At 67.8% G+C, this 24239-nt stretch carries 20 protein-coding genes and 3 pseudogenes; 4 read left to right on the plus strand and 19 right to left on the minus strand.

Going from position 1 to position 24239, the window contains the following annotated elements; translation table 11 throughout:
- The 9 genes and pseudogenes from ACWCP8_RS19815 to ACWCP8_RS19855 all read right to left on the minus strand — a co-directional run.
- Positions 1 to 791, minus strand: a 791-nt coding sequence (locus ACWCP8_RS19815) for a formyl-CoA transferase (protein WP_451117178.1), incomplete at its 3' end; no start/stop codon positions are given.
- A 375-nt stretch (positions 792 to 1166) separates the two neighbouring features.
- Positions 1167 to 1813, minus strand: a pseudogene (locus tag ACWCP8_RS19820) (TerD family protein); the annotation flags it as partial.
- A gap of 98 nt (positions 1814 to 1911) precedes the next feature.
- On the minus strand, positions 1912 to 2931 hold the full coding sequence (locus tag ACWCP8_RS19825; RefSeq protein WP_352267928.1) for an LLM class flavin-dependent oxidoreductase: 1020 nt from the start codon (positions 2929 to 2931) through the stop codon (positions 1912 to 1914).
- Positions 2924 to 4063 (minus strand): MsnO8 family LLM class oxidoreductase, encoded by a 1140-nt coding sequence (locus ACWCP8_RS19830; protein ID WP_451117181.1) that lies wholly within the window; start codon positions 4061 to 4063, stop codon positions 2924 to 2926. Before ACWCP8_RS19830 ends, ACWCP8_RS19825 begins: the two co-directional genes overlap by 8 nt.
- A 185-nt stretch (positions 4064 to 4248) precedes the next feature.
- Positions 4249 to 6870: an FUSC family protein gene (locus tag ACWCP8_RS19835; RefSeq protein ID WP_451117183.1), complete on the minus strand. Its 2622-nt coding sequence runs from the start codon at positions 6868 to 6870 to the stop codon at positions 4249 to 4251.
- Positions 6871 to 7090: 220 nt separating this feature from the next.
- Positions 7091 to 7660 carry a Gfo/Idh/MocA family oxidoreductase gene (locus ACWCP8_RS19840; protein ID WP_352267932.1) on the minus strand — a complete coding sequence of 190 codons (570 nt, stop codon included), beginning with the start codon at positions 7658 to 7660 and terminating at the stop codon, positions 7091 to 7093.
- A gap of 13 nt (positions 7661 to 7673) precedes the next feature.
- Positions 7674 to 8300: pseudogene (locus ACWCP8_RS19845) on the minus strand (IS200/IS605 family accessory protein TnpB-related protein); the annotation flags it as partial.
- A gap of 35 nt (positions 8301 to 8335) precedes the next feature.
- Positions 8336 to 8881: a MarR family transcriptional regulator gene (locus ACWCP8_RS19850; RefSeq protein WP_382844256.1), complete on the minus strand. Its 546-nt coding sequence runs from the start codon at positions 8879 to 8881 to the stop codon at positions 8336 to 8338.
- A 138-nt stretch (positions 8882 to 9019) separates the two neighbouring features.
- Positions 9020 to 9985 carry a quinone oxidoreductase family protein gene (locus ACWCP8_RS19855; RefSeq protein WP_451117186.1) on the minus strand — a complete coding sequence of 322 codons (966 nt, stop codon included), beginning with the start codon at positions 9983 to 9985 and terminating at the stop codon, positions 9020 to 9022.
- A gap of 392 nt (positions 9986 to 10377) precedes the next feature.
- Between ACWCP8_RS19855 and ACWCP8_RS19860 the strand changes: the two genes are divergently transcribed.
- Positions 10378 to 10809, plus strand: coding sequence for a MarR family winged helix-turn-helix transcriptional regulator (locus ACWCP8_RS19860; RefSeq protein WP_352267935.1), 432 nt, complete (start codon positions 10378 to 10380; stop codon positions 10807 to 10809).
- 54 nt (positions 10810 to 10863) lie between these two features.
- On the opposite strand, the gene ACWCP8_RS19865 is transcribed toward ACWCP8_RS19860, so the two are convergent.
- From ACWCP8_RS19865 to ACWCP8_RS19905, 9 genes are all read right to left on the minus strand, one after another.
- Entirely contained in the window at positions 10864 to 11049 is a 186-nt protein-coding gene (locus ACWCP8_RS19865) for a hypothetical protein (RefSeq protein ID WP_352267936.1), read from the minus strand.
- Positions 11050 to 11419: 370 nt separating this feature from the next.
- Complete coding sequence (locus tag ACWCP8_RS19870; protein ID WP_451117189.1) at positions 11420 to 11662, minus strand: AMP-binding enzyme; 243 nt, start codon at positions 11660 to 11662, stop codon at positions 11420 to 11422.
- On the minus strand, positions 11616 to 12923 hold the full coding sequence (locus tag ACWCP8_RS19875) for an AMP-binding protein (protein WP_451117191.1): 1308 nt from the start codon (positions 12921 to 12923) through the stop codon (positions 11616 to 11618). The genes ACWCP8_RS19870 and ACWCP8_RS19875 overlap by 47 nt, the downstream gene beginning before the upstream one ends.
- 1 nt (position 12924) lies before the next feature.
- A complete protein-coding gene (locus ACWCP8_RS19880; protein ID WP_451117192.1) occupies positions 12925 to 13155 on the minus strand; it encodes a DUF5996 family protein in 231 nt (76 codons plus the stop codon).
- A complete protein-coding gene (locus ACWCP8_RS19885) occupies positions 13067 to 13543 on the minus strand; it encodes a PAS domain-containing protein (RefSeq protein ID WP_451117194.1) in 477 nt (158 codons plus the stop codon). Before ACWCP8_RS19885 ends, ACWCP8_RS19880 begins: the two co-directional genes overlap by 89 nt.
- Positions 13544 to 13949: 406 nt before the next feature.
- On the minus strand, positions 13950 to 16349 hold the full coding sequence (locus ACWCP8_RS19890) for a SpoIIE family protein phosphatase (RefSeq protein WP_451117196.1): 2400 nt from the start codon (positions 16347 to 16349) through the stop codon (positions 13950 to 13952).
- Between the two features lie 251 nt (positions 16350 to 16600).
- Positions 16601 to 17380, minus strand: a complete 780-nt coding sequence (locus ACWCP8_RS19895) for a crotonase/enoyl-CoA hydratase family protein (protein WP_451117198.1) — start codon at positions 17378 to 17380, stop codon at positions 16601 to 16603.
- A 42-nt stretch (positions 17381 to 17422) separates the two neighbouring features.
- Positions 17423 to 18640, minus strand: coding sequence for a CaiB/BaiF CoA transferase family protein (locus ACWCP8_RS19900; protein ID WP_352267943.1), 1218 nt, complete (start codon positions 18638 to 18640; stop codon positions 17423 to 17425).
- Between the two features lie 80 nt (positions 18641 to 18720).
- Positions 18721 to 20010 carry an acyl-CoA dehydrogenase family protein gene (locus ACWCP8_RS19905; RefSeq protein ID WP_451117200.1) on the minus strand — a complete coding sequence of 430 codons (1290 nt, stop codon included), beginning with the start codon at positions 20008 to 20010 and terminating at the stop codon, positions 18721 to 18723.
- Between the two features lie 304 nt (positions 20011 to 20314).
- Between ACWCP8_RS19905 and ACWCP8_RS19910 the strand changes: the two genes are divergently transcribed.
- The 3 genes and pseudogenes from ACWCP8_RS19910 to ACWCP8_RS19920 all read left to right on the plus strand — a co-directional run.
- The gene (locus tag ACWCP8_RS19910) at positions 20315 to 20473 is read left to right on the plus strand and encodes a hypothetical protein (RefSeq protein WP_352267945.1); all 159 of its coding nucleotides are present in this window, start codon (positions 20315 to 20317) and stop codon (positions 20471 to 20473) included.
- A 4-nt stretch (positions 20474 to 20477) separates the two neighbouring features.
- Positions 20478 to 21464, plus strand: coding sequence for an LLM class flavin-dependent oxidoreductase (locus tag ACWCP8_RS19915; protein ID WP_451117202.1), 987 nt, complete (start codon positions 20478 to 20480; stop codon positions 21462 to 21464).
- A 316-nt stretch (positions 21465 to 21780) separates the two neighbouring features.
- Positions 21781 to 21990, plus strand: a pseudogene (locus tag ACWCP8_RS19920) (tyrosine-type recombinase/integrase); the annotation flags it as partial.
- A gap of 618 nt (positions 21991 to 22608) precedes the next feature.
- On the opposite strand, the gene ACWCP8_RS19925 reads toward ACWCP8_RS19920, so the two are convergent.
- Entirely contained in the window at positions 22609 to 23850 is a 1242-nt protein-coding gene (locus tag ACWCP8_RS19925; protein ID WP_451117204.1) for a PP2C family protein-serine/threonine phosphatase, read from the minus strand.
- Positions 23851 to 24239: the final 389 nt, after the last annotated feature.

Consider the following 24239-nt stretch of genomic DNA (forward strand, 5'->3'; position numbering starts at 1 on the left):
ACGATCACGTACACGTAATCGTTGGGTCCGCCGGGAGCGCACCTCACGGCCCATCCGGGCTGCCCGCCGCCGGAGGCGTTCCCGGAGCGCGGCACCTCGTCACCGAAGTCCTCGTTCGGATACTCGACCAACGGCCCGTGTGCCAGCCTCTGTTGATCCCGCAGTTTCACCCGGCACAGGTTGAGCACCGCATGCTGCATGGCGACATTGACGCGCTGTCCACGCCCGGTGTTCTCGCGCTGGAACAGTGCGGCCAGAATGCCCGCAACCGCGTGGATGCCGGTCCCCGAATCACCGATCTGCGCGCCGGTGGCGAGCGGCGGCCCGTCCTCGAAGCCGGTGGTGGACATCGAACCGCCCATGGCCTGGGCGACGACCTCGTACGCCTTGAAGTTGGTGTACGGACCCTCGCCGAAGCCCTTGATGGACGCATAGACGATCTTCGGGTTGATCTCCTGGATCCGCTCCCAGGTGAACCCCATCCGGTCGACGGCCCCGGGCCCGAAGTTCTCCACCATCACATCCGAGCGGCGGATCAGCTCAGTCAGCAGCTCCTTGCCACGCTCCGTCTTGGTGTTGAGAGTGATGCTCCGCTTGTTGCAGTTGAGCATCGTGAAGTACAGGGAGTCGACGTCCGGGAGGTCGCGCAGCTGCTTGCGTGTAATGTCGCCGGTCGGCGCCTCCACCTTGATGACGTCCGCGCCGAGCCACGCGAGGAGCTGGGTAGCCGAGGGCCCGGACTGCACATGTGTCATGTCCAGAACTCGGATGCCTTCTAGTGCCTTTGCCATGGCCGTCCTCACCTCGCTGATGTGTCATGTCGTCGGGTTGGGGCTGGAGAGGAACACGGTCGTGGGGGCCCGGCCCCCACACGCACACCCTGCGCGACGACGGCAGTCATCACGCCTGCACAAGCCCACACTGTAGATTGCATACCGTATGGAGTTGCCATCATCGTGGCCGCAGCGGGCGTCGTTGTCCAGAGGTCGACGCGATTCCGCGCGAAACCGTCGAGCCGCACCGGAGTCTCCCGGTGACGAACGATCGTTCGCGGCACGCACGCAGCGGTTCAGCGGAACGCAGGGCACGGCGTCCGCGTGCTCTTCGGACTACTGGCTGTCCGGGCGTGGTGTCGTCAGGGTGAGGCCAGTTGTGTCGAGGCATCCATCGATCGGCAGATTCTCCTCACCCTTGGCGAGCCGGACGGAAGGCTCGCCTTGGCCGACCCCGGACCGGACCGTCGAGGGAGGCGAGACACCAGGCGCGCACGGAGCGGAGGGCGGCGTTTTCCGGGCAGGGGCCGCAGCGGGAGCAGCCGCGGGCCGTTCCTCGTCGACGCTGATACCGAAGTCCCTCGCCAGTCCCGCAAGCCCGCTCGCATACCCCTGGCCGACGGCCCGGAATTTCCATCCGCCGCCACGCCGGTAGAGCTCACCACTCACATAGGCGGTCTCTGTGCCGGCTTCCATGTCGAAGCGGGCCAGGTCAACACCGGACGCAGTGTCGAACAGTCGCAGATGAAGCCCGGGCACCTGCCCGAACGTGCCACCGTCCGCTGAAGCACCCAAGGCGAACCGCTCGATGTCCCGTCCCAGTGCGGCCAGATCGACGTCCAGCGAGTCGGATCGACCTGCTTGCCGAGGTGACGCACGGCACCGGAAGCATGCTGCGGCTGGTTGCAGAAGACGAAATCGCCACCGAAGCCAACCCACCCGCTGCCGGTCAACAGCAACGCGGACGCGTCCACATCCGGCAGGCCGGGCCCAGCCGACCATCCGAGTGCAGCCCTGGCGGCGGATGCCTCGACCGGCATGTTGGCACCCTTGCTCAGCGTCGTCACAAGAGACAGTCTGCCTGCCGGCGGACCGCAAGGTCCCCCGACCGCACGAGGAGACAGTTACTGATCCCGGCCTACGCCGGGTTCCCCGTCAGACACGCCTCCGCTGTCAACTCGTATGACCTAAGTCTATTCTTGTACCCGTGCATGATGGTAGCGATCATGAGCTCGTTCGCTCCCGTGCGCTCGGCCAGATCTGCCAACCCCGCCTTGACGGCGGCCGGTGAACCGACGATGTGGTGGGAGAAAACCTCCGAGACATAGTCGTCCTGCGCGGGGGCCCACGGCCCGTCCGGTACGGCTTCGATCTCTTCCGGTGACAGCAGCGGACCCGGCTCTCCGGACATGGCCCGCACGGTGCTGATGTGAGCAGCGTTGTGGTACCGCTGGGCGAGTTCGTCGGTTTCCATGCAGATCACGCCCACCGAGACGATCGCGTACGGTTGCTCCAAGGTCTCCGACGGGCGGAACGCCTTGTGGTACGTCTCGATCGCGTGCGCGCTGTTCGAGCCCATGAAGTGCCCGCCGTGCGCGAAGGGAAGGCCAAGCGATCCGGCCAACTGCGCGCTGTAGGATCCCGATCCGAGCAGCCATATCGCGGGCATGTTGCCCCTGCCCGGCGTGGCGATGATCGAACCATAGGGATGACCGTCGGGGAAATCGCCCTGGAAGAACGCCAACAGCTCGGCGAACAGTTGCCTGAATTCCTTGTGGTTCGGTTGCAGCGCGTGGCTTGTGATCTGGTTTGCCCCGGACGACCGGCCCAGGCCGAGGTCGATCCGGCCGGGGTGCAGCACCTCGAGCAGGCCCATCTGCTCGACGGTCGACAATGGCGAGTAGTTGGACAGCATCAGACCACCGGTGCCGACCCGGAGGGTTGAGGTTCGGGCGGCGACGTGCGCGGCCAGAACCGCCGGTGTGGAGCCGGCCAGCCACGGCATGTTGTGGTGCTCGGCCACCCAGTAGCGCTCGTAGCCGGTCCGTTCGGCGAGCTGGGCCACCTTCGTGGAGTGCCAGAACGCGTCTCCCAAGAGGGAACCGGACGACACCGGCGTGTGGTCGAGGATGGACAGGCGAAGGCGTCCGTCAGACATGAGCGGCACCTCCCGTGGCGGCGCTGACCGACTCCTGGCGGTTACCCCGCAGGTCGAAGGATTCTGCCAGCAGGCGGTACGACGTCAGCCGATCTTCCGGCTGGGCGATGAGGTCTTGGATGATCATTTCGTCGGCTTCCACTTCGGCTGCCATGGACTGGACAATGTCGCGCAAGCGGTCGGGCGCGGCGGCGATGCTCATCGGCCACCGGCCCGGGGTGTAGCGGTAGGGCTGCGGCAGGCCGCCGAGCTGGTCAAGGGCATCAGCGGTGGTGGGCACCCCGTTGGGCAGCCTGCCTTTCGACGCGAGCCGGCGGACGACCTCTCCGCCCGATTGGGCGCGCAGCGCGTCTTCCTCGGTTTCGCCGCACACGACGCTCACGCCCAGGATCGAATACGGGCTCTGCAACCCCGTGCTGAATGGCGACGGCTGGAACTCCTTGCGATAGGTCGCCATGGCGATGTGCGCCGCGCCGGGGTTCAGGAATGCCGCGAACGTGTACGGCAGGCCCAGGCGAGCGGCGACGACTGCACTGGCGGGGCTGGAGCCGAGGATCCATGTCTCCGGCCGACCGGCGACGCCGTCGAAGAACGGCACCTGCGCGAACGGGTGACCGTCTTCGAAGCCGTCGAACCAGTGCAGTAGTTCGACGACCTTGTCGTCGTAGGGCTCGGGCGTGGCGACCACCTGGCGGGAACTCTGCAGCGCGAAGTCGAGCAGCGGACCGGCCGTGGCTCGGCCGAGACCGAGGTCGATCCGCCCCGGGAACATGGCGTTCAACTGGACGAACGTCTCGGCGACCCGGTAGGGGCTGCGCTGGTTCAACAGCACGGCACCAGAGCCCACCCGCAGGTTGCTCGTCCGTGACGCGATGGCCGCGATGGCGATCTCCGGTGAGGTGCTGGCGTTGACCGGCACCCCGTGCAGTTCGGCTATCCAGTACCGCGAATAGCCGAGCTGATCAGCCTGCGCGGCCAGGTCCAAAGTGAGCTTGTACGCCTCGGCGGCCGTCGAACCGGCAAGAACCGGCGACGTGTCGACAATGGACATCTTCATCGGATACACCTCCATCTGTTGCGAACGCCGGTGTTCGACGTCTTCACCCACCGACAAGATGCTTGAAGTCTTCACGCATATCCTCACTGGGCCACGCCGAACGCTGGAGATCCGGCGCCTGATTCGGTGTGGCTGCGCACCATGGTCCGGCCTCGTTCCAGGCCGGTGCCCACATACGTCATGGTGCGTTGGCATCCGGTAGCCACGGCCTGGTCCCAGGCGGCACGCTCGGGCGACGACCGTCGCTACCGACGCGTCGATCAACGGGCGGGGTCGAGTGCGATGTCATGGCTGATTTCTCGGCCGATCCGGTCCACGAGCAGGAATTCGGCGTGCGGGGCGTGCTGTGAGGCGGAGGCGATCAGGGTGTATCCGCCCGGGGGCAGCCCGGTGATCTGATAGAGGCCGTTCTCTGCCCTGGCCTGCGTCCAGCGCTGGTCCCGGTCGGCCACCACGGTGATCCACGCCTCGCAGCCGTCGGGGTGCAGCGGGCAGTGCAGCGCGCCGCTGACGGTGGCCGTGGCGTGGTTCGGGGAAAGGCTCGGCGTGGCGGTGGCACGTCGGCCGACTGGCGCGTCGGCCCTCCCCGCAGGATGGGACGGGCCGGCGACCCATCCGGGTCGAGGGCGGACGTGCCCGTGTGCTGCCACCGCGACGTCCGGGATCGCCGGCCCGCGCATCAGGGCCAGCTCGGCAAGCACACCCTCGATGTCCTCGAGCTCAGAGCGCAGGCTACCGGTGACCGACGTCTGCCGTTCGGGACGCACCGGTTCCAGCGCAGCGGCGGCGGAAGGGGCGGGCGGGCTGACCTCTTGACCGTCCAAGGTGTCCGCCACAGCCCGGGCGACCGATGCCGCCCGGTGGGTGATTCCGGCGAGTTCCGTCAGGTCGTTTCCGCGGTGCGCCAGCACCGAACTGTCGTGCACGATGGTGCGACCGAGTTCGTGGGACAGATCCACCAGTCGCAACGTCTCCGGGCATCGGCGGTTGGCGGTGCCGAGGAGCGTCCTGACCAGCGGGCGGATCGTCGCGGTCGCGGCGTGGAAACTGGCGTCGAGGACGCGGGTGTCGGTCCGCGCGCTGTGCCCGGCGGTCGGGCTGTCCGGCGCGAGAAGACCGTCGAGTACCTGCGCCAGCGCACGCAGATAGCCGGCCAGCCCGACCTGGGCCGCGTATGTCGTGCGCAGCGGCAGAACGGCCAGCCCGACGACGATCGCGCACGCCGCCCCCAGAGCGGTCTCCTCAACACGCGTGGCCAGCAACGAGGAAGTCAGTTCGCCGGCCTGTGAGTAGAACTGCGCGACCCCCAGGGTGGCCGCGCCGACGACGAGGGCGTAGTTGATCCTGCCGAAGTACGACATCAAGAACGCCGCCACGATGACCACGGCTATCGATGCCACCGGCTGCGTCCCGGTCAGTCGGGCAAGGCCGTCGCCGATCACTACACCGACCAAGGTGCCGAGGACGCGAAACACGGACTTGCGCAACTGTTCGCGGTCACTGGCGGAGCCGAGGAACGTCACATATACCGAGACGACAGCCCACAGCAGATGCGACGGACTGAGCAAATCGCCGAAAAAGACCGCCAAACCGAGCGCGATGGCCAGCTGCAGCGAGACGCGGGTGCTCACGGTCAGCGAGATCCGGTCCACCCGTGCTGTGCCCTGTTTGGACGATGCCATCGCGTTCACGATCCCCGAACCCGGCAGCCAACCGCCGACGAGGTGCACCGCGGGACGCGGTTCCTGCTGCACCTGAGGGTCCGCCTCGGTGCTGCTCATGGCGGACACCAGCGCGCGGGCCGCCTCGTGGTAGCGCTCGGCGATCTCTCCGGCACCCCCGGCCGCACCGACTGCGCCGATACCGCCGTCTTCGCGGCTCCCGGAGCGCGGCACGGAGTCGGCCGGCTGATAGCGCTGGAAACGGTACTCGGCCTCTTCGAGAGCGGCGAGATCGAGCTCACGCGCGGCGGTGACGACCGCTCGGGCGTCAGCCCGTGCCTCACGACTCAGTTGGCGGTCAGCACGTCGTTGCGCGAGCCGCGCCAGAGTGACCACGGCGCGCTCGTGTTCGAACAGTGAGCGGCGTCCGTCCTTGGCCGCCGTGTCGTTGTCGTCGGCAGGCGCGGTGGCCAACTGAGTGTCGAGCACCAGCGCGGTCTCATTGAGACGCACGACCAGTCGCCGCAGCCGTCGCGCGAGCCGACGATCGGCGGGGGTGTGCACGGGAGCGTCCATCAACGCGCCGGTCACAGTGAGAACACGACGGGCACGGGCGCGGTAGGAACGCTGCATTCGCGCTGTCGCATGAGCGTAGCCCGGCAACAACGCCAAACCGACGATGAAGGTCGCCGCGCCGGCCACACCGATGATGGCCCCGGGCCACGCGAGCTGGCCGACGCTGATCTGGCTGCCGGCGAGGAACCCGATCAGATAGCCGACGTGGATCGGGAACCCGGTCGCGAACGCACGTGCCCCGTAGCGTCGGAACCAGGCACCAACGGCCGGAACGACGACCAGCAGGACCAGACCAACGAGCCGATAGGGATGTACGGCTATCGCCAGGGACAGGCCCGCCCACATGCCGAGACAGGCGATCAGCGACGTCAGCGCACGCGCACGCAGGGTCCGCTCACCCACGACAAATGACGCCGTCAGCGCAACCGACGCGCCAAGTATCAACACAAGCAGCGGGGCCAGATGATTGATGACCCCAGCCCCTGGGACCGATGCGGCCACTTCGAACATGTGGAAGTCGGCATCGAGCAGCGCGGAGGCCCCGATCGCCGCCAGAACAGCGATCGCCCCGTTCGTCGCCGCCCGAACGCGCTCACCGCCCGGGTCGGACCCGAGATAACGATCGACGGCGTCGATCAACGCCATGGCCGACCTACCAAACTCAGCGGATGCACGTAATTCTCCTCATGATGGTCACTCGTGGTCCGGAGTGGCTCGCCGTCGATTACATGTCGGATGCTCACGTTGCTGAGCACCTCAACAGCCTGCGGAAAGCCCGACTACCGCACACTACATACATGAGGTCTTCAAGCAAAGCACTTGAGGTCCTCATGTATATGGATGGATGAACATCACAGTCGGGGGATCACGGAATACACCTGTCCGCCGGCACAGGTGGACGGCGACATGAGAGTCGTGGGACGCGCGGACTTCGGCGGTCCTGAGGGAGCTGCTCGGCAGGGGTGACGGGCTGTTGGAGCCCTCGGCGACCAGGTCCTGCAGATACCCGAAGCGGCGGATCCGACCGGGCCTGCAGGCCGACGGCCGTCAACAGCCCCCTGCGGTGCGCGAGGTCGGCCATCTCCTTGGCCTGGCCGAGGTCGGCACCCAGCGGCCACTCGCTGAACACCGTCTTCCCCACTTCGAGCGCGGGCCGGATGAGCTCCAGGTGCTCCGGAACCCTCACCGTCACGACCACGAGATCGACTTCCTCACTGCGGGCCAGCTCCTCCGCACTGCCGAGGCTCAGCGCCACTGCATACTTCTCGGCGGCCACACGCGCCGACTCGGCACTGCTGGCGCTGAGCGCCCGCAACTCGTATCCGTCGAGCCCGGCCAGTGCTGGCACATGGGCGGCGGCTGCCCACCCGCCGCTCGCGCTCAGACCTACGACACCGACGCGAATCGGTCCCTGATGAGGGGAAATGGACGTCATATGTACACCGTTCCTAGCCAGTGCACATGAGTGAGTCCCGGACCCACTGTTGCGTACTGGGCGCATCCCGAACGGTGTTGGATGCACTGGTCCCCCGCTTTCGCTTCCCGCTCGGCGGCACACCTCCAGGGGCGTGGTCCGTTGCGGGTGGGCGGGTTCCCTCACGCCCCCGGGTGCCCGGTCCGGCCTGGGCGGTCCGATGCCCCGCACGATCACTCCGGTCGTGCGGGGGCGGTGCCGTCCTTCCCCAAGCTCTCAACTCCGTTCGAGCAGGGGATACCCCATCCCGGACCGGGTGTCCGAGGGCGCGTCGCCCGATCGCGATACCCGCGGCATCGTGACGGGACATCTTTCGGCGTGGGGTGGCCAGCGGTTTCTGTCAGTGCTGGGCACCCCACAGGGAGGTGTAGGCCGGGTCGACCGCGACAACGCTCAGGCCGTGCTCGGCGGCCATGGACACCAGCCGGGCCTTGAGCTTCCCGGTCGGCATGCCGGAGATGAGCTGCCGGAACCGCTTGCGGCGGCCGTGCTTCTCCCGGGTCTTCTCAGGCGTGAAGTCGAGGTCTTCGATACCGATCGCGGCAACACCGACCCGCCCCGCCCAGTTGATCAACCGAGTCAGGGCATGGCGGATCTGTGCGTGGGTCGAAAGGCAGCTGCGGACCGCCCTCGCCGCTACGGAGCAGGGAGATGCACGACATACGGGCCATGCCTCGCCGCCATCATCCTCCAGTGACTCCGCAATCCTTGCGTTGGCCGCATCCTCGTGGCCGTCATTGCAGCAGTAGCAGCCCGTAGTGCCGCGGTCAGCGCCTTCTGCTCGCCGCCGGGCATGGCGGCGAAGATCCGGGCGATGTCGGCCTGGCGGCGGGCGGTGACCTCGCGCACGACGGCGCGTCCCGCGGCGGTTGCCGTGATCTTGGTGACGCGGCCGTCGGCCGGATCGGAGGTGCGCTCGACCATGCCCGAGGCGGAGAGGCGGTCGACCATGCGCGTCGCGGTCGAGGGGTTGACGGCGAGACGCTCGACGAGTCCAGCGAGGTTGGTCGGACCGGAGTTCTCCAGCACCACCAGCATGTGGAACCGCGGCATGGTAAGGGTCTCGTCCACGGCGGCCAGCGAGCGCGCCGAGATCGCCACCAGCGCCCGAGCAGCGGTCAGGAGTGCCGCCACCATCTCGCTCGCCGCGCCGGAATCCGTTGCTGCTTGTGTCTCCCGCATAGTCGCCTTTCTGGACCGCCTCGGCGGCTGCGTGCCGGGCAGGAACGCCTGAAGATGCACAACCACCCTCCAAACGACAGGCAAATACCGAACACAATCGATATCCGACCCCACCCGGCTCGCTCACCGGCCGTCATGTCACGGAATGAGCAGCAGCTTGCCCACGGTCTCCTGGGATTCGAGGTCGCGGTGCGCCTGGGCGGCATCCTCCAAGGGATACGTCCGGTCTATCAGGACATCGAGTGTGCCGTCACTGATCCATTGCATCACCTGGGATGCGCGCTGCCGCCACTGGTCGGTCGACTCGTGGGGGGCGTCACCCCGGACGTGGACCAGGCGAACCCCGTCGGGCTGCACCCACAGATCCAGCGGCGGAATGGCTCCCCCCGCGCGGCCGTAGTGGACGAAAACGCCCCTGAAGCGCAGCGACGAGATGCTGACGTCGAACAGGCTCTTGCCCGTGCCGTCGAACGCGAAGTCCACGCCCTCACCGTCGGTGAGCTCTCGGATGGCAGCACCCAGGTCCTCGGTCTCGTCACGGACCAGCACCTTCCAGGCGCCCGCCTCGGCAGCCGAGCGCGCCTTGTGGGCGCGGGAGACCGTGGCGATCACGCGCGCACCGCGGGCGGTGATCAACTGGGTCAGCATGCGGCCGACGCCGCTGGCGGCGGAATGCACCAGCACCACCGCGCCGCTGGGAACGGGAACGGCGTCGTAGGACAGGTGCTGGGCCGTCAGCCCCTGCATCAGCCCGCCCGCGGCGGTCTCGAAGGTCACGTTGTCGGGGATCGGGACGAGGCGCTCGTGCGGAACAGCCACCATGTCGGCGTAGCTGCCCATCACATACTGCCAGGCGACCCGGTCGCCGATCTTGGCTGTGGCGTCCGTGCCGACGGCGGTGACCACCCCGGCACCGTCGGCCCCCAGACGCGCCGGCAGTTCGAGACCCTTCATCACGCCGCGCCGCATGTAGCTGTCCATGAGGTTGATGCCGGCGGCCTTGACCTCGACGAGCACCTCGCTCGGGGACAGCTCGGGGACGGGCCGCTCCTCGACGCGAAGGACGTCGGGTGACCCAAAACTGGGAACGGAAATGACGCGCATGGTAGGTGCTCCTCGTTGAGATGGCTTGGATTGCCGAAGGGTTGGGGGTGTCTTGTGCGGTGGCCATGCCCCGGCCGGCGCGGGTCGGCGCCATGAACGGTCCACCGTCCTGAGCAGGCGCTTCTGACTATTCCTTTGGGCATCCCACGCTGCGTCTGGGCAGGTGTGACCGCCGATAGTGGCAAGCACGGCCGTGCGCACCGGAGGTGGCGCGATCGCACGGGGGCTTGCGAGACTGCCAGGTTACATGCATGAGGACCTCATGCAAAGTGACCTGGATATGCATGATGCATTCATGTAACCGCGCAGGGGTGGAACCGTCCTTCCGCGCCTTCCGGCACCCGGTTACCATGGTCCTTCGACCATCAAAGGGACGTGAGGACAGCCAATCCATGGGAACCAGGCAGCCACGGGACACCGGCGCCCAGCTAGCGGCCGTCCAGCAACTGATGCGGCTGCTCGTCGCCACCTACGCGCACGAGATGGACTCCCTCGCCAGCGAACTCGGCCTCACCCGGACCCAGGCCATCCTCCTCGGAACCGCCACCCAGCCCGGTTCCATCCGTGAACTGGCCCAGCGCATGGGCTGCGACCCGTCCAACCTCACGGGCGTGGTGCAGCGACTGCGCGAACGCGACCTCGTCGCCGTCGAACCCGACCCCGACGACCTTCGCGCCAAGCGCATCTCACTCACCACCACGGGCGTCGATACCGTCAACCACCTCAACGAGGGCACCGCCCGGCTCCTCACCGCGATCAGCACGGCAACTCCCACCCAGCTGACCACCCTCGAAAAGCTGCTCCGACGCGTGCTCAACCAATAGACGGGTGAGTGATCGCCTCCTGCCTCGCCGGCGTACTGATCCCGCCGAATCCCCCTACGCCGCATGCTCGCTACACAGACACGCGACGGCGGTCTCGATCCGCTCCCGGCCTGCCCACTCGGAGTGCCACTCGATCAGCACCGCTCGGACCTCCTCGACGATCGTCTCCTGGCTCGTCGCCGAGTCACGGTGCGCCCGGGCCTCATCGCTCGGCTCCTGCAGGTATCCGACCTCGAGCACCTTCGTTCCTCCGATGTCGACGTGGCCAGGGACCGCAGTCCGCGGTTTGGCCGCCGCCCCGGGTCACCGGAACGTCCGGCGAATCGTCTGCGACCGCGCCGTGGCGGCCATGCTGCTCCATTGAGTACGACTCGTGGGCTGGTCGCTCAGCGACAAGCCTGTCCCGGGCGTGTACGGGAATCGAACTGCTCGTGGGTCTCGACCGGCGTCGGGGAACAAGAAGCCCGCAGGAAGACCGCGTTCAGAATCTCTGCAGCACTGGCGGTCGGCAGGTCCAGGCGGAGGGTTCGGTCGCGGTGGAGCAGAACGCCCGCATCAGTGTCGAGCTCGACGGTCGGACAGGTCGCAGACCCGTGCGAGCTCAGTCGCCTCACCGCCCGTCCGGCTCGGCCGGCGGGACGATCTCCCGCTTGAGGACCTTGCCGGTGGGCCCCTTCGGTAGCGTGTCCGTGACCCACACCTTCCGCGGATACTTGTAGGCGGCTACCTGGCCTTTGACGTAATCACGCAGTTCCTCGGCCGTGGTGTGGGCGCCCGGCTTGAGAACGACCGCCGCGCCGACCTCCTCACCGAGATCGGGGTTGGGGAGGCCGACGACCGCGGCGTCGGCCACCGCCGGATGCTCGTACAGCACGGCCTCGATTTCGCGGGGGGTACACGTTGTATCCGCCGCGAATGATCACGGCCTTCGTCCGGCCGACGATCCAGAAGTATCCGTCCTGGTCGACTCGGCCGAGGTCGCCGGTATGCAACCAACCGTCCCGGATCGCGGCGGCGGTCTCCTCGGGGCGTCGCCAATATCGCTTCATCACGTTGTGCCCGCGGATCGTAATCTCGCCGGTTTCCCCGTGCGGTACCTCCTTGCCGTCCTTGTCGACCACCCGCATCTCGACGCCCCGGATCGGGGTGCCGACCGAACCGGGCCTGGGGCCGGCCTGCAGGGTGTTGAACGAGGCGACGGGCGAGGTCTCCGACAGTCCATACCCTTCGAGCACGGGGCAGTGGAACGCGGCCTGGAAGTCGTGCAGCACCTGGACCGGCATCGCCGCTCCGCCGGAGAGGGACACGCGCAGCCGGGAGTCGTCGTAGGCGCCCTGGTCGGGCTGCTGCAACATCCTGCTGAATACCGTCGGCACCCCGGCGAAGACGGTCACCCCGTGCCCAGCGAGGATTCCCAGTGCCTTCCCGGCGTCGAAGCGCGGCAGCAGCGTCAGACACGCGCCGGAGGCGACGGCGGCGTTGAGGGTGCAGGTCTGTCCGAACGCGTGGAACAGCGGCAGCCCACCGAAGACCACGTCGTCGGCGGTGAGCCGGAGCAGCTCGGTGGCTACGATGTCGCAGTTGCGGGTGAGGTTGGCGTGGGTCAGTTCGGCGCCCTTCGGCTGACCGGTTGTCCCCGAGGTGTAGAGGATCACCGCGGTGTCGTCCTCGTGCCGGTCGGTCAGGTCCTCGACGGGTGGGGCGGACACCAGCAGTTCGTCGAATGCGCCGGGACTGACGACGACCGCCTCGGCCTCGGCCTGCTGCGCACCGGTCCGTGCCTCGTCGGCGAAGGCGTGCCAGGTGAACAGGAGCCGGGCGCCTGAGTTGCCGAGGTAGTAGGCGACCTCGCGGGACTTGAGCAGGGGGTTCATCGGGACGATGATGCCGCCGGCCCGGAGTACGCCGAAGTAGGCGAGGGCGAACTCCGGGGTGTTGGGCAGCATGATCGCGACTCGGTCGCCGGGTTTCACGCCGCGGTCATGGAGCAGTCCGGCCATGCGGGCACTGCGCTGGTCGAGCGTGCGATAGGACACGGCGGCGTCCCCGAGACGGAGCGCCGCGCGATCCGGATGAGTCCGGGCGCTGCTCACGATGTGGGATGCGAGGTTCATGTCAGCTCCTCTCCTCGACTTTCTGGGTCTTTCGGCCACGCAGCCCCAGCGGGGCTGCGCCGACCACGCTCTGTTTCTGTTGCCAGCGGTGTTTGCAGCGGTGTGGGTCGGCCTCCAGCGCCGCCCGGTCCCAGCCGCCCAACTCAGCGGTCGCCTCGTAGGTGCTGTGCAGAAATTCGCTCAGCGCCCGGTCCGGATCGGCGGCGGCAGCAACCGCCTCGTAGGGCAGCACGTACGGGAATCAGCAAGCTGTCGAGATCGTCCTGCGCGTCCACCTCACGGATCCACACAAGACGGTGGCCTTCCTCGCCGGTCCTGATTACTTGCGCCTGTACCAAGCAAGCTGTGGGCACGTCGCTGTGGCCCTGGAACTCCAGCACACGTATCGCCGGCGCCGGCGTTCGGCTCCGGGCCGCATGGGAAACGAGGACCTTTACGGCGGTCCGCTGCGTCTCGGGCAGAAAGCCGGCGAAGTCGCGGCCGATGTACTTTTCCGGTGGTTCGCCCAAGGCCTCAGTCATGGAGGCGTTGAGCGAGCGAATCGCGCCGGCCGTGGTCAACACAACCGAAGCGAGGCCATCCGGATCAACGGAATGAACCAATTCGTTTGAGGTGTCCATCTGTGGCTCCTGAACAGTCTTCCCGAGCGGCTCCGCCATCGATTGATCGCCCGCCAGTGGCCGGGTACTGGCCACTCCCCTGTGTTCGACCGCGCACAAACACATAAGTCGGAAGGAATTCCGTTCCCTTGCCGGATGGCGATGGGGTCGCTGTCGAATGTGCGCGGACGGGGCAGTGCGCCCGGATCTGGTAGAAGACTGTCATGGCGATCCCCGGGGAGGCTTGGCATGCAGAACCAAATCCCTCCTCGATTGTGGTGTTCCGCGCCCGATAGCTGTCCCGCCGCCCGCTCCTGCCGTCGGGCTCACCGACACGATCCACCACGGAGTCGGTCCGCTCAGCCGGATCGGGCAAGCCGGCGTCGAAGCCCTGCGCACTCATCGATGCGCGGCCCGGCGTCAACGATCAGCCGTGTTGGGGCAGATCCTGTTCCGCCCAGACGACCTTGCCGCCCGTTATCCAGCGGCTGCCCCACCTACGCGACAGCTGGGAGATCATAAGAATGCCTCGACCGCCTTCGTCGTTACTGCAGGCGTGACGCAAGCGCGGGAAGGACTTGCCGGCATCGGAGGCTTCGCAGGTCAGCAGCCGGTGTTTGATCAGACGCAGGGACACGGGTCCGACGCCGTGGCGGATCGCGTTGGTGACGAGTTCGCTGGCGATCAACTCTGTGTCCGTAGCCAGGTCCTCCAGTCCCCATTGGGTCAGTTGCCGGGTCACCAGGCCGCGGGCACGGCCGACGACGGCGGGGTCACGGGGCAGATCCCATGAGACGGTCTGGACGGGGCTCGGAGAACGGGGCCGGGCCACCAGCAGCGTGACGTCGTCAGAGGGTGACTGGGTGGGCAGCGCCTCGATCACTGCGGAGCAGAGGGCTTCCAGGGGTCGCTGGGGCTGGGCCGCCAGAGTGGAGCCCAGTTGTCGCATTCCGATGTCGATGTCACGTTCGCGGGCCTCGACCAGGCCGTCGGTGTAGAGAGCGAGCAGGGACCCGTCGGGAAGTTCCACATTCACCGTCTCGAAGGGGACCGATCCGACGCCGAGTGGAGCTCCGGTGGGCAGGTCGGGGAACGTCACCTTGCCCTGCGGGTCGACGATAGCGGGCGGGGGGTGTCCGGCTCGTGCCATCGTGCACTGCCGGTGGACCGGGTCGTAGACGGCGTAGAGGCAGGTGGCGCCGACGGCGGCCGACGCCGCGTCCCCGGCGTCGGGGTCTTCCTCGGCCTGGCGTCGGACGGTGTCGTCGAGGTGGGCCAGCAGTTCGTCGGGGGACAGGTCCATGTCCGCGAGAGTGCGTACAGCCGTTCGAAGCATTCCCATGGTCGCCGCCGCATTGATGCCGTGCCCGACGACGTCCCCGACGACCAGGGCCACCCGGGCGCCGGAGAGGGGAATCACGTCGAACCAGTCGCCTCCGACGCCGTTGTCCGCATCGGCCGGCAGGTAGCGCGAGGCGGCCTCGATGGCCGTACTGCCTCTCAAGTGCTGGGGCAGCAGGTTGCGTTGGAGCGTGAGGGCCGTGGCGTGCTCGCGCGTGTACTGGCGGGCGTTGTCCAGCGACAGCGCGGCCCGGGTGACCAGTTCCTCCGCCAGGAGCAGGTCGTCCTCCTGGAACGGCTCAGGGTTCTCGGTGCGGATGAACAAGGCCACCCCCAGCACGGCATGGCGCGCAAGAATGGGCACGAGCATCATGGAGTGCATCCCGTTCTCACGGATCGCCTGCGCCCGCGCGGGGTCCTGGCCGACCCAGGTACCCGCAGAGGTGTCCAGGACAGGTTCCAGGTGAGAGCTGCCGGACGACAGCACACGGATCCAGGGCGAGGTCGGCGGGACGAAGATCGACTCCCCACGCACCCACGGAGACTCCGGGGTTCCCGAGTGAATCGAGGCCAGGCCTGCGCGGCGGAAGGTCTGGCGGCACCCCCCCGTCGAGCGGATGCGGGCCGCTGGTTCTTCGCCGAGCGGGACGAAATCCGCCAGGTCGACAACAGCGTAGTCGGCCAGGAGGGGTACGGCGAGGTCGGTCAGTTCCTGGCTGGTCTGCATCACGTCCAGGGTGCTGCCGATCCGAGTGCTGGCCTCGCTGAGGATGGCAAGACGCTCGTGCGCCCGCCTGCTTCCGGTGACATCCACGCTCAGGGAGCACACCCCCAGCGGCCGGCCGTGACCGTCGTGGAGGCAGAAGAACGACGCCGCCAGGGCATGCTCGCGGTACTGATCCTCCAGTGGCCATGCCCGGCACTCGTGGGCTGCGGGCGTGCCACTCTTCAGTACCTGCCGCATCACCGCTTCGAGCGCTTCGGATTCGAAGCCGGGCAGCGAATCCGTGAGGCGGCGTCCGAGCCGCCGGTCATGGGGGACGCCGTCCAGGCGTTCCATGACGTCGTTGACCCAGGTGCAGCGCAGTTCCAGGTCACGGACGACGATGCCGATCGGTGTGCGCATGAGGAGTGACTCGCGCACCGATCCAGTGATCGCCACCGGGGAGAGCGCGGCGATGTCGGTGCCGGAGACGAGCCAGCGGACATTCCCGTCCAGCCCCCACAGCAGCGAGATCCGCACACCCACGTGGAGCGTGCGGCCGTCGCGATGACGGACCGCCGTGGTACCGGACCACCCGCCCCGCGCCCGGCACTCCTCGACAAACGCCTGTACCTGCTCCATGCTCCGGGACAGCGGCATCACGAACCAGGCAGGCCGGCCCACCACCTCCCTGGCCGAGTAACCGACAAGCCGCTGCGCGGTGCTCGTCCAACCGACCACCGTGCCGTCGCCGTCGATCATCGCAATCGCAGCGTCGGGCACCTCTCGAGGGCTCAGCGGCTCTGTGAGGCCGTATCGGAGGATATTAGTCACCGTGGATCACCCCTCGGGGGTTCTCGAACAACGGGTCGAAGGCCAGTCGATCCCCCAAGGTCGAACACCGGACGGTGCTGTCACTTAACAGACGCTAGGCCTGGAGCGCACGAAAGCCACTGGGCCCGCGATACGACCTTCGGGTTGGAATTGGTGCCGATGGACCATTCCGTCGACGGTAATCGCGGGCGGGGCTGGTGTCAGCAGCCCCGCCAGTGCGGTGGGCGCCTCTCTGTGAAGGCGTGGGCGCCCTCCTGCGCGTCGTGGGACGCCAGAACCGGTGCGACGATCCGGTCCTGCTCGACGAAGGCGTCCTGGTCGCTGAACGCTCGCCGCTCGGTGACGACGCGTTTGACGGCTGTCACGGCCAGGGGCGCGTTGTGCCCGATGCTGGTGGCCAGTTCCAGGGACCGCTTCAGGGCCTGGCCCGGTTCTGTGAGGTGGTTGACCAGTCCGAATCGCTCGGCGCGCTCGGCGGGCAGAGGCTCGGCGGTAAGCAGAAGCTCCAGGGCGATGTTGCGCGGGATGCGCTCGGGCAGGCGCACCATGCCTCCTTCGGGCGGCACGATGCCGTAGTGGACCTCGGTCTGGCCGAAGGTGGCGTTCCGCGCAGCCACGATCATGTCGCAGGCGAGCGCCATCTCCGTTCCGCCGCCCAGCGCGTAGCCCTCGACGGCGGCGATGAGCGGGGTCTTGATCTGGGCGCGGGTGATGCCGGCGAAGCCCCGTCCTTCGACGATGGGCGTGTCTCCGGCCGCGAAGGCCTTGAGGTCCATGCCGGCGCTGAAGACACCGCCGGCCCCGCTGATGATGCCGACCCTGAGGTCGTCGCGGGTCTCCAGGCGGTCGACGGCAGCCGTCAGGGCCCTGGCAGTGGCCCCGTCGATGGCGTTGCGGGCGTTCGGCCGGTCGATCGTGATCGCGAAGATGCCGTCGTTCTCCTCGGTCCGTACGGTCGGCGGGTCCGTGGCCGTGGTCATGATGGTGGTTCCCTTCTTCCATGGTGCTGCTGAGCTGTGGCTTCAGTCGATGGCTTCGGCCTTGCGCAGCTCCTCGATCCCGGCGGCGTCGAAGCCGAGGTCGCGAAGCACGGACTCGGTGTGTTCGCCGAGATCGGGGGCGGGGCCGGGACGGACCTTGTGTTCCTGGTCCAGGAGGACGGGACTGTCGACGGTCAGGTGCGCCTCGTCGCTGCCGTCGTCGATCGGCACGAACACCCGGTTGGCGAGGAGCTGGGGGTCCTGGGCGCACTCTTCGAGCGTCTGGACGACTCCGTACGTGAGGCCCGCGGCGTCGAGCACCTCACGCCACTCGACCAGGGAGCGAGTCGCGAACGCCTTGTCCAGCAGGGCGGCGATCTCGGCGGCGTGGGCGCGGCGGCCCGGGGTGTCGGCGTAGCGTGGGTTCTTCGCTGCCTCGGGATGGCCGATGGCCTCGAGGAAGGGCGGGACCTGCTTGTCCTCGTTGACGAAGGCCAGGACGATCCAGCGGTCGTCGGCCGTGCGGTACATGTTCCCCAGCGCATTGGGCGGGTAGGACCGGTCGATGGGGCGGGGGGGCTTCGCCCCGACCAGTACGGCTTGCAGCCACATGCTCGCCGCCCAGGCGCCTTCGGCGAGCAGCGAGGCCGTAACGCGTGCGCCCTGGCCGGTCTTCTCCCGCCGGTACAGCGCGGTCATGATCCCCGCGAACAGGGTGATCGCCGTGGAGTGATCGCCCGATCCGAACGTGTTCATGGCCGGCGGTACGTCCCTCTGGCGTGTGAGGTCCATCAGGCCGCTGCGCGCCCAGTACGCCGTCACGTCGAAACCGGGCAGACGCGCATCCGGACCTTCCTCGCCGAAGCCGGTGACATCGGCGTAGATCAGCCGGGGGTTGAGGGAGGCCAGAGCGTCGTATCCCAGGCCCAGCCTTGCCCGCGTCCGCGGCGGGAAGTTGGTCACCAGCACGTCGGCCCACCGCACCAGACGCTCGAGCACCGGCCCGGATGCGGGCGACTTGAGGTTGAGCGCAATGCTGCGCTTGTTGCGGTTGTCCAGCTGCCAGGGGTAATTGACCCCTTCGACCTGGGGGTTGGGAGGGACACGGCTGAGCGAACGGTATGCATCGCCCACGTGCGGTGGTTCCACCTTGACGACATCGGCGCCGAAGTCACCGAGGACGGTGGCCGCGGCGGGCCCGGCGATGAAGCTCGCGAGATCGACGACGTGCAGTCCCTCCAGGAGGGGAGTGTTGCTCATGACTGCTCCATTCCTCAGTAAAGTCGCGCGCCGCACCCGGAATTGCCCCGCTGTCACGGGGCGCCGCGATGCATGCCGAGTCAGTGGGCGGGCGCCCCAGGCACGAAGGCGTTGTAGCCGGTGATGTCGCGGCCAACGATCAGCGCCTGCACGGTGTCGGTGCCTTCGTAGGTGTCGATGGCCTCGATGTCACACAGGTGCCGGGCCACGTGGTAATCGAGCAGGATCCCGTTGCCGCCAAGCATGTCGCGGGCGTCGGCGAGGATGGCCCGGGTTCCTTCGGTGTAGTGCATCTTGGCCAGCGCGACCCGGGGCATCGAGTAATCGCCCTCGTCCAGGAGCTGGCTGAGCCGGTACTGCATGCACAGCACGTCGGTGATGTCCGCCAGCATCCGGGAGAGCCGGTACCGGATGAGCTGGAAGGCGGCCGGCGGCATGCCGAACTGCTTGCGCTGCTTGGCGTAGGCCAGAGCCGTCTCGTAGCCCGCGATGGCGGCGCCGATCGCCTCCCAGGCGACGCAGAAACGCGAGGCCGGCAGGACCTTCTCGGTGTCGCGGAAGGTATCAACGCCCGCCGGCCGGTTCGCGGCCGGCACCCGGACGTCGGTGAGGGAGATCTGCGCGTTCTGGACACGGCGCAGAGCCGTCTTGCCCGTGATGACGTGCGCGTCGAACCCCGGCGCGCCGGTTTCGACCACGTAGCCGCCCACATGCCCGTCGTCGCCGCGGGACCAGATGATCACGTAGTCGGCGAAGGTCGTGTTGCCGATCCACCTCTTGTAGCCATTGACGACGTAGGAATCACCGTCCCTGCGCGCGGTCTTCTCCGGCTCGACCACGTCCGTGCCGTGCGCGGGCTCGGTCAGGCCGAAGGCCCCGATCTTCTCCAGGCACGCCATCGGCGGCAGGAAGCGCTGCTTCTGCTCCTCGGAGCCGAGCAGCGCGATCGACATCATGGCCAGGGCCGAGTGGACCCCGGCGAACGTCGAGATGCTCAGATCGCCCCGGGCCAGCTCGAGAATCACCAGGTCGGCCGTCACATTGCTCATCCCCGGGCAGCCGTAACCGGAAATCTGAAAGCCCGCGACGTCCAGCTGCGCCGGCTTGGGCACCAGCTCGAAGGGGAACTCCTCCCGCTCCCAATACGGGTTGATGATCGGGATGACCTCCCGGTCCATGAACTCGCGGACCTTCTTACGAAGGGCCCGCTGCTCGTCGGTGAGCAGGTTGTCCAGCAGGTAGTAGTCAGAGTGCTCCGGTCCACCCGGTACCGGCGGCTCCACCCCCGACGGCCTTCCGTTGCCGCTCGGGAAAGCGCCGTTCGGCACGGTCTGGCCCGGGTCGACTGCTGTGCCATGTGTCGCCTTCATGTTCCGCTCCCTTTGATCGGGGATCCGACTGCGTCAGCTAGGACGACGCTAGGAGCGAGCAGCGGCACGACCATCGGGCGCGTAACACCAAATTTGGTTTCAAATTGGTGCTCCCAACCCAATTCGCCCGGTAGTGCCTGCGCGTCAGCCTTGCACCACGGCTCGGGGAGAGCCACGCGGCCGCCTCGGCTGCCCGCGCTGACCCAACGATCAGAGGAAGCACACATGAGCACACCCAACGCATGACGCGCCACCCGCCACCGTGCAGTGGGTCGCCACCGGCTGCCCGCTCGCTCTTTGCGCCGTGATCCCGCCGGCTGCCTGGGCCATGAGCCGCTTCGGCGCCAAGCGCGCCTACCTCACCGCGTTGGCCCTGTTCACCGGCGGCTCCACCGCTAGCCACCCGGGCCAAAGGCCGGTGTGGACCATCCCGCCACGCGACAACCCCGCCGCCAAGGAATGATCTTGTGATTGACGTACCTCTTTCTGTCCTCGATGTGGCTCCGGTCGCCGCCGCCGGATCCCCCGCCGAGGCCCTCCGACACACCACAGCGCTCGCGGTCCGCGCCGATGAGCTTGGTTACCGGCGGTTCTGGGTGGCCGAGCACCACAACACGCCGTGGGTCGCCAGCTCTGCCCCGGCTGTGCTCATCGCACATTTGGCGGCCTCGACCTCGACGATCCGGGTCGGCTCGGGTGGCGTGCAGCTGCCCAACCATGCCCCGCTGGCGGTGGCCGAGCAGTTCGGCACCCTGGAGGCGCTGCACCCGGGCCGGGTCGACCTGGGCCTCGGCCGGACGTCCGGCACCGACCAGGCCACCGCGGTGGTCCTGCGCCGGACGTCCGCCGAGGCGTTCCCGCAGGAGCTTGACGATCTCATCGGATACTTCACCGGGCGCGAGAACCGGCTGCGGATCACCGCCGTCCCTGGGCTGGGCAACATGCCGAAGATCTGGCTGCTCGGATCGAGCGGCTTCAGCGCGCAGCTGGCCGGCATGCTGGGCCTGCCGTTCAGCTTCGCGCACCACTTCAGTGCGGCCAACACGCTGCCGGCACTGGACCTGTACCGGCAGTCCTTCCGCCCGTCGGAGTACCTCGACAAGCCGTACGCGATCGTCTCGGTCAACACGATCTGCGCGGATACCGACGAGCGCGCGGAGTACCTGGCCGGCCCGGCCATGCTGTCCTCCGTGCGCATTCGTGCCGGCCGGGCGGAGCTGCTGGCCAGCCCCGAGGAAGCGGCCCGGTACCCGTACACGCCGCAGGAGCGGGAGGTGGCGCGGCAGCGGTTCGAGGGGCAGGCCCTCGGCTCCCCGGAGACCGTGGCCCGCCAGCTCGCCGAGCTGCGCAAGCGCACGGGTGCGGACGAGCTGATGCTGACCACCCAGGTCTACGACATCAAGGACCGGATCCGCTCGTTCGAGCTGATCGCCGAGCAGGCAGCCACCCTCTGACCCAACGACCGGCCGCGGGCGAGGCCGGGGAAGTCTGCCACCCGGCCTCTTCGAGTGACTTCTCGTCCGCACCGAATTCCAGGGCGTCGCGCATGGTTCACGGTCGTCCGCCCGCCAGGCCACAGCTGCGCTTGCTGGGAAGCTGAACGACCACGAACGGCTGCGAACGAGACTGCAGATGAGACTGAACCGCCATGGCCGTGGCTGAGCTACGTGCTCTCGAATCGCCTACCAATTCTTGCGGATTTGGCGCTTCTTCGCCTTGGCTTCTTGACCGGCAACGGCAGCAACCCGAGTGAGGGACTGGTAGACGTTCCTGCGGGTGGTCCGGCTGCACGATGCCCGGCACGGCTGCGCCACGCCGCTCACGGCGGCGGGTGTCGCGCCGAGGGTCATCATGCGGATCCTCGGACACAGTCCGATCAGCATCAGGATGGACGTCTATACCCACGTCGTCCACGACATCCAGCGGGAGGCGATCAGCCACATGGACCGCCTGCTCAAGCGCCGTCTGCCAGGTGCCTGAGACACGACTGCCGTCAAAAGGCCCCGGACCGTGATCGGCCCGGGGCCTTTTGCCTGGTGCCCCCGGCAGGATTCGAACCTGCGACACCCGCTTTAGGAGTTCGATCTACCCGCCGCCTGTCGAGCTCCACCCGCGCGCACTCGGGCCGTTCGCGACCGCTGAACGCCGCGGCTGTCCATGGCCGTTGATGTCAGCGCTGGATGTCAGCGGAACAGCTCCGGCATGGGGCAGACCTCCAACGGCTCGTCCGGTCGGTCGGCCCATTTCCACCACACATGGCGACTGGCGCACTTCCACAGCAAACGGCACGTCCGACTACCGTCGCCCTCCCGCACACAGAGCACGAATCCGCCGAACTGCATGGCTTGGCTGCACTCCGGGCAGGTTGGGGCGTCGGCCATGCTGCGCACCATAGCGGAGCGCGAGGACGCCAATCCATGAGCTTGGGAATCACCGGCCGATCAAGCTCGACCAGGGCCCCGACCTGTGAGTAAGCACGCCTTTAGCTGGACTATGCGTCGAAGTAGCCGCTGTTGACCCCACTTCCCCACCTGTTGTGGCACGCATCTGGCATGGGGGTAGGAGTCGACGCGGTCGGCGCGCGGTGGAGCCCGTGCATCAGTCAGCAGACTCCGTCGCCCCTGAAGGAGTGTGGCCGCGCTGTACGGGGACAGCGAGTTCCGCCGGTTCCCGGCCAGGTGGTGTGACGCGGTGGGCGACGAGGGCGGCGAGGTCGTCGTCGCGGATTCCGTGACAGTAGGCGAGCAGGTCCTGGTGGAGGCGGTCGAGGAGTTGGCGGGGCGGGGCAAGGGCCCATCGGTGGACGCGCTGGGCGAGGGGGTAGAAGGTCCCGGTACGGTCGCGGGTCTCGCTGACGCCGTCGGTGTAGAGCAGCAGGCTGTCGCCGACGGTGAAGGGAATGGTGTCGACCTGATAGTGGTCGCCGAGTAGGTCCGCCATGTTGATGGGTGGTGACGGCGCGCTGGGTTCCACCTCGCGCACTTCGCCGCCGTGCAACAGCAGTGGCGCGGGGTGCCCGCAGTTGAGCACGCGCGCGATCGGTTCCCCGGCGGGGATCTCCACGAGCACGATGGTGGCGAAGCGCTCCAGCGCGTCGTCGGGGAAGTCCCGGGAGTAATGGCTCATGACGGTCTCCATATGTCCTGCCAGGGACGGCAGGTCGGGCGCGCTCATCCTCAGCACCCGGAACGTGCTGAGGATGACCGAGGCGACCTCGACGGCCGGAAGTCCCTTGCCGCGGACGTCGCCGATGATCAGCCGCACCCCGTGCGGGGTCTGCATCGCCTCGTAGAAGTCGCCGCCGATGCGGGCCTGCGCGGCGGCGGCCTGGTAGAGCACCTCGACGTCGATGTCTTCGAGGTGCTGCGGGAGTGGGCGCAGCAGCACCCGCTGCGCGGTCTCCGCCACGGAGAGGACCTCGGCGAGGGTGTGCTCCCGGTTCTGCCGTACCCGGCTGGCGTAGGCGGCGGCCAGGGTGACGGCCATGATCGCGAGCAGGGTGAAATTGCCCGGTGCCTGGCCCAGAGTGTGGTCGGCGGCGGAGATGGCGAACCCGGCTATCAGGGCGAGCAGCCCGATGCCCAGCGTGCCGGCCACGGAGTACATCGCGGCGGCTAGCGCCGGCGCTGCCCCGATCAACCGGTAGAACTGCAGGTGGGGCGTGAAGAGGGCCGCCACCGAGTCCAGCACGATCACCAGCAGCGGAATCAGGAGCGCCAGCGAGAACGGCCGGCCCTCTTCCCGCATCCGCCGGGAGAGCCGCTTCTGGGCGATCACCTGCCTCAGCGACCGAACGGCGGTGCCGCAGGTCGCGATGACCCCCCTGACATGCACACTCATGTTTCCAACCTTAGGCGGAGACGGTTTGTAGAAGCCCGTTTGTGCAGGGAGCCACCTGAAATACGTTCAATATTCCACTAAGCGCAAGCGCCCTAAGACTTACGTGATGCTCCTCGTGTTCGACCGACTGCAAGTTATGGTTGCGCCGCGTGACGGGCGTTACCGCCACTCTCTCGAGCTGCGTCGTCACCATGAGGGATTGGCAGGCCTGGCAACGTCTCGCGGTTGTGTCCGCCGACGCGCTGTGTGCACTCGGCCCCTGCGCCACCAGCGACGTCCGAGGTAGTTCCCGAGCTGCCCACCGAGCTCTGGATTCATCGCGATCAGCCTCCTCGCTTCACCGGCCCCGGCCCGTCCGGGACAGCGCCTTCCAGCATGCAATGGAGACG

The organism is Streptomyces sp. NPDC002206 (assembly GCF_053593595.1).

Excerpts from the sequence above, each read along its gene's own strand:
- ACWCP8_RS19850 (WP_382844256.1), bottom strand. The coding sequence starts at position 8,881 with ATGCGGGAGACACAAGCAGCAACGGATTCCGGCGCGGCGAGCGAGATG.
- ACWCP8_RS19925 (WP_451117204.1), bottom strand. The coding sequence starts at position 23,850 with ATGAGTGTGCATGTCAGGGGGGTCATCGCGACCTGCGGCACCGCCGTT.
- ACWCP8_RS19835 (WP_451117183.1), bottom strand. The coding sequence starts at position 6,870 with ATGGCGTTGATCGACGCCGTCGATCGTTATCTCGGGTCCGACCCGGGC.
- ACWCP8_RS19855 (WP_451117186.1), bottom strand. The coding sequence starts at position 9,985 with ATGCGCGTCATTTCCGTTCCCAGTTTTGGGTCACCCGACGTCCTTCGC.
- ACWCP8_RS19900 (WP_352267943.1), bottom strand. The coding sequence starts at position 18,640 with ATGAGCAACACTCCCCTCCTGGAGGGACTGCACGTCGTCGATCTCGCG.
- ACWCP8_RS19825 (WP_352267928.1), bottom strand. The coding sequence starts at position 2,931 with ATGTCTGACGGACGCCTTCGCCTGTCCATCCTCGACCACACGCCGGTG.
- ACWCP8_RS19895 (WP_451117198.1), bottom strand. The coding sequence starts at position 17,380 with ATGACCACGGCCACGGACCCGCCGACCGTACGGACCGAGGAGAACGAC.
- ACWCP8_RS19860 (WP_352267935.1), top strand. The coding sequence starts at position 10,378 with ATGGGAACCAGGCAGCCACGGGACACCGGCGCCCAGCTAGCGGCCGTC.
- ACWCP8_RS19885 (WP_451117194.1), bottom strand. The coding sequence starts at position 13,543 with ATGGACACCTCAAACGAATTGGTTCATTCCGTTGATCCGGATGGCCTC.
- ACWCP8_RS19905 (WP_451117200.1), bottom strand. The coding sequence starts at position 20,010 with ATGAAGGCGACACATGGCACAGCAGTCGACCCGGGCCAGACCGTGCCG.
- ACWCP8_RS19840 (WP_352267932.1), bottom strand. The coding sequence starts at position 7,660 with ATGACGTCCATTTCCCCTCATCAGGGACCGATTCGCGTCGGTGTCGTA.
- ACWCP8_RS19875 (WP_451117191.1), bottom strand. The coding sequence starts at position 12,923 with ATGAACCTCGCATCCCACATCGTGAGCAGCGCCCGGACTCATCCGGAT.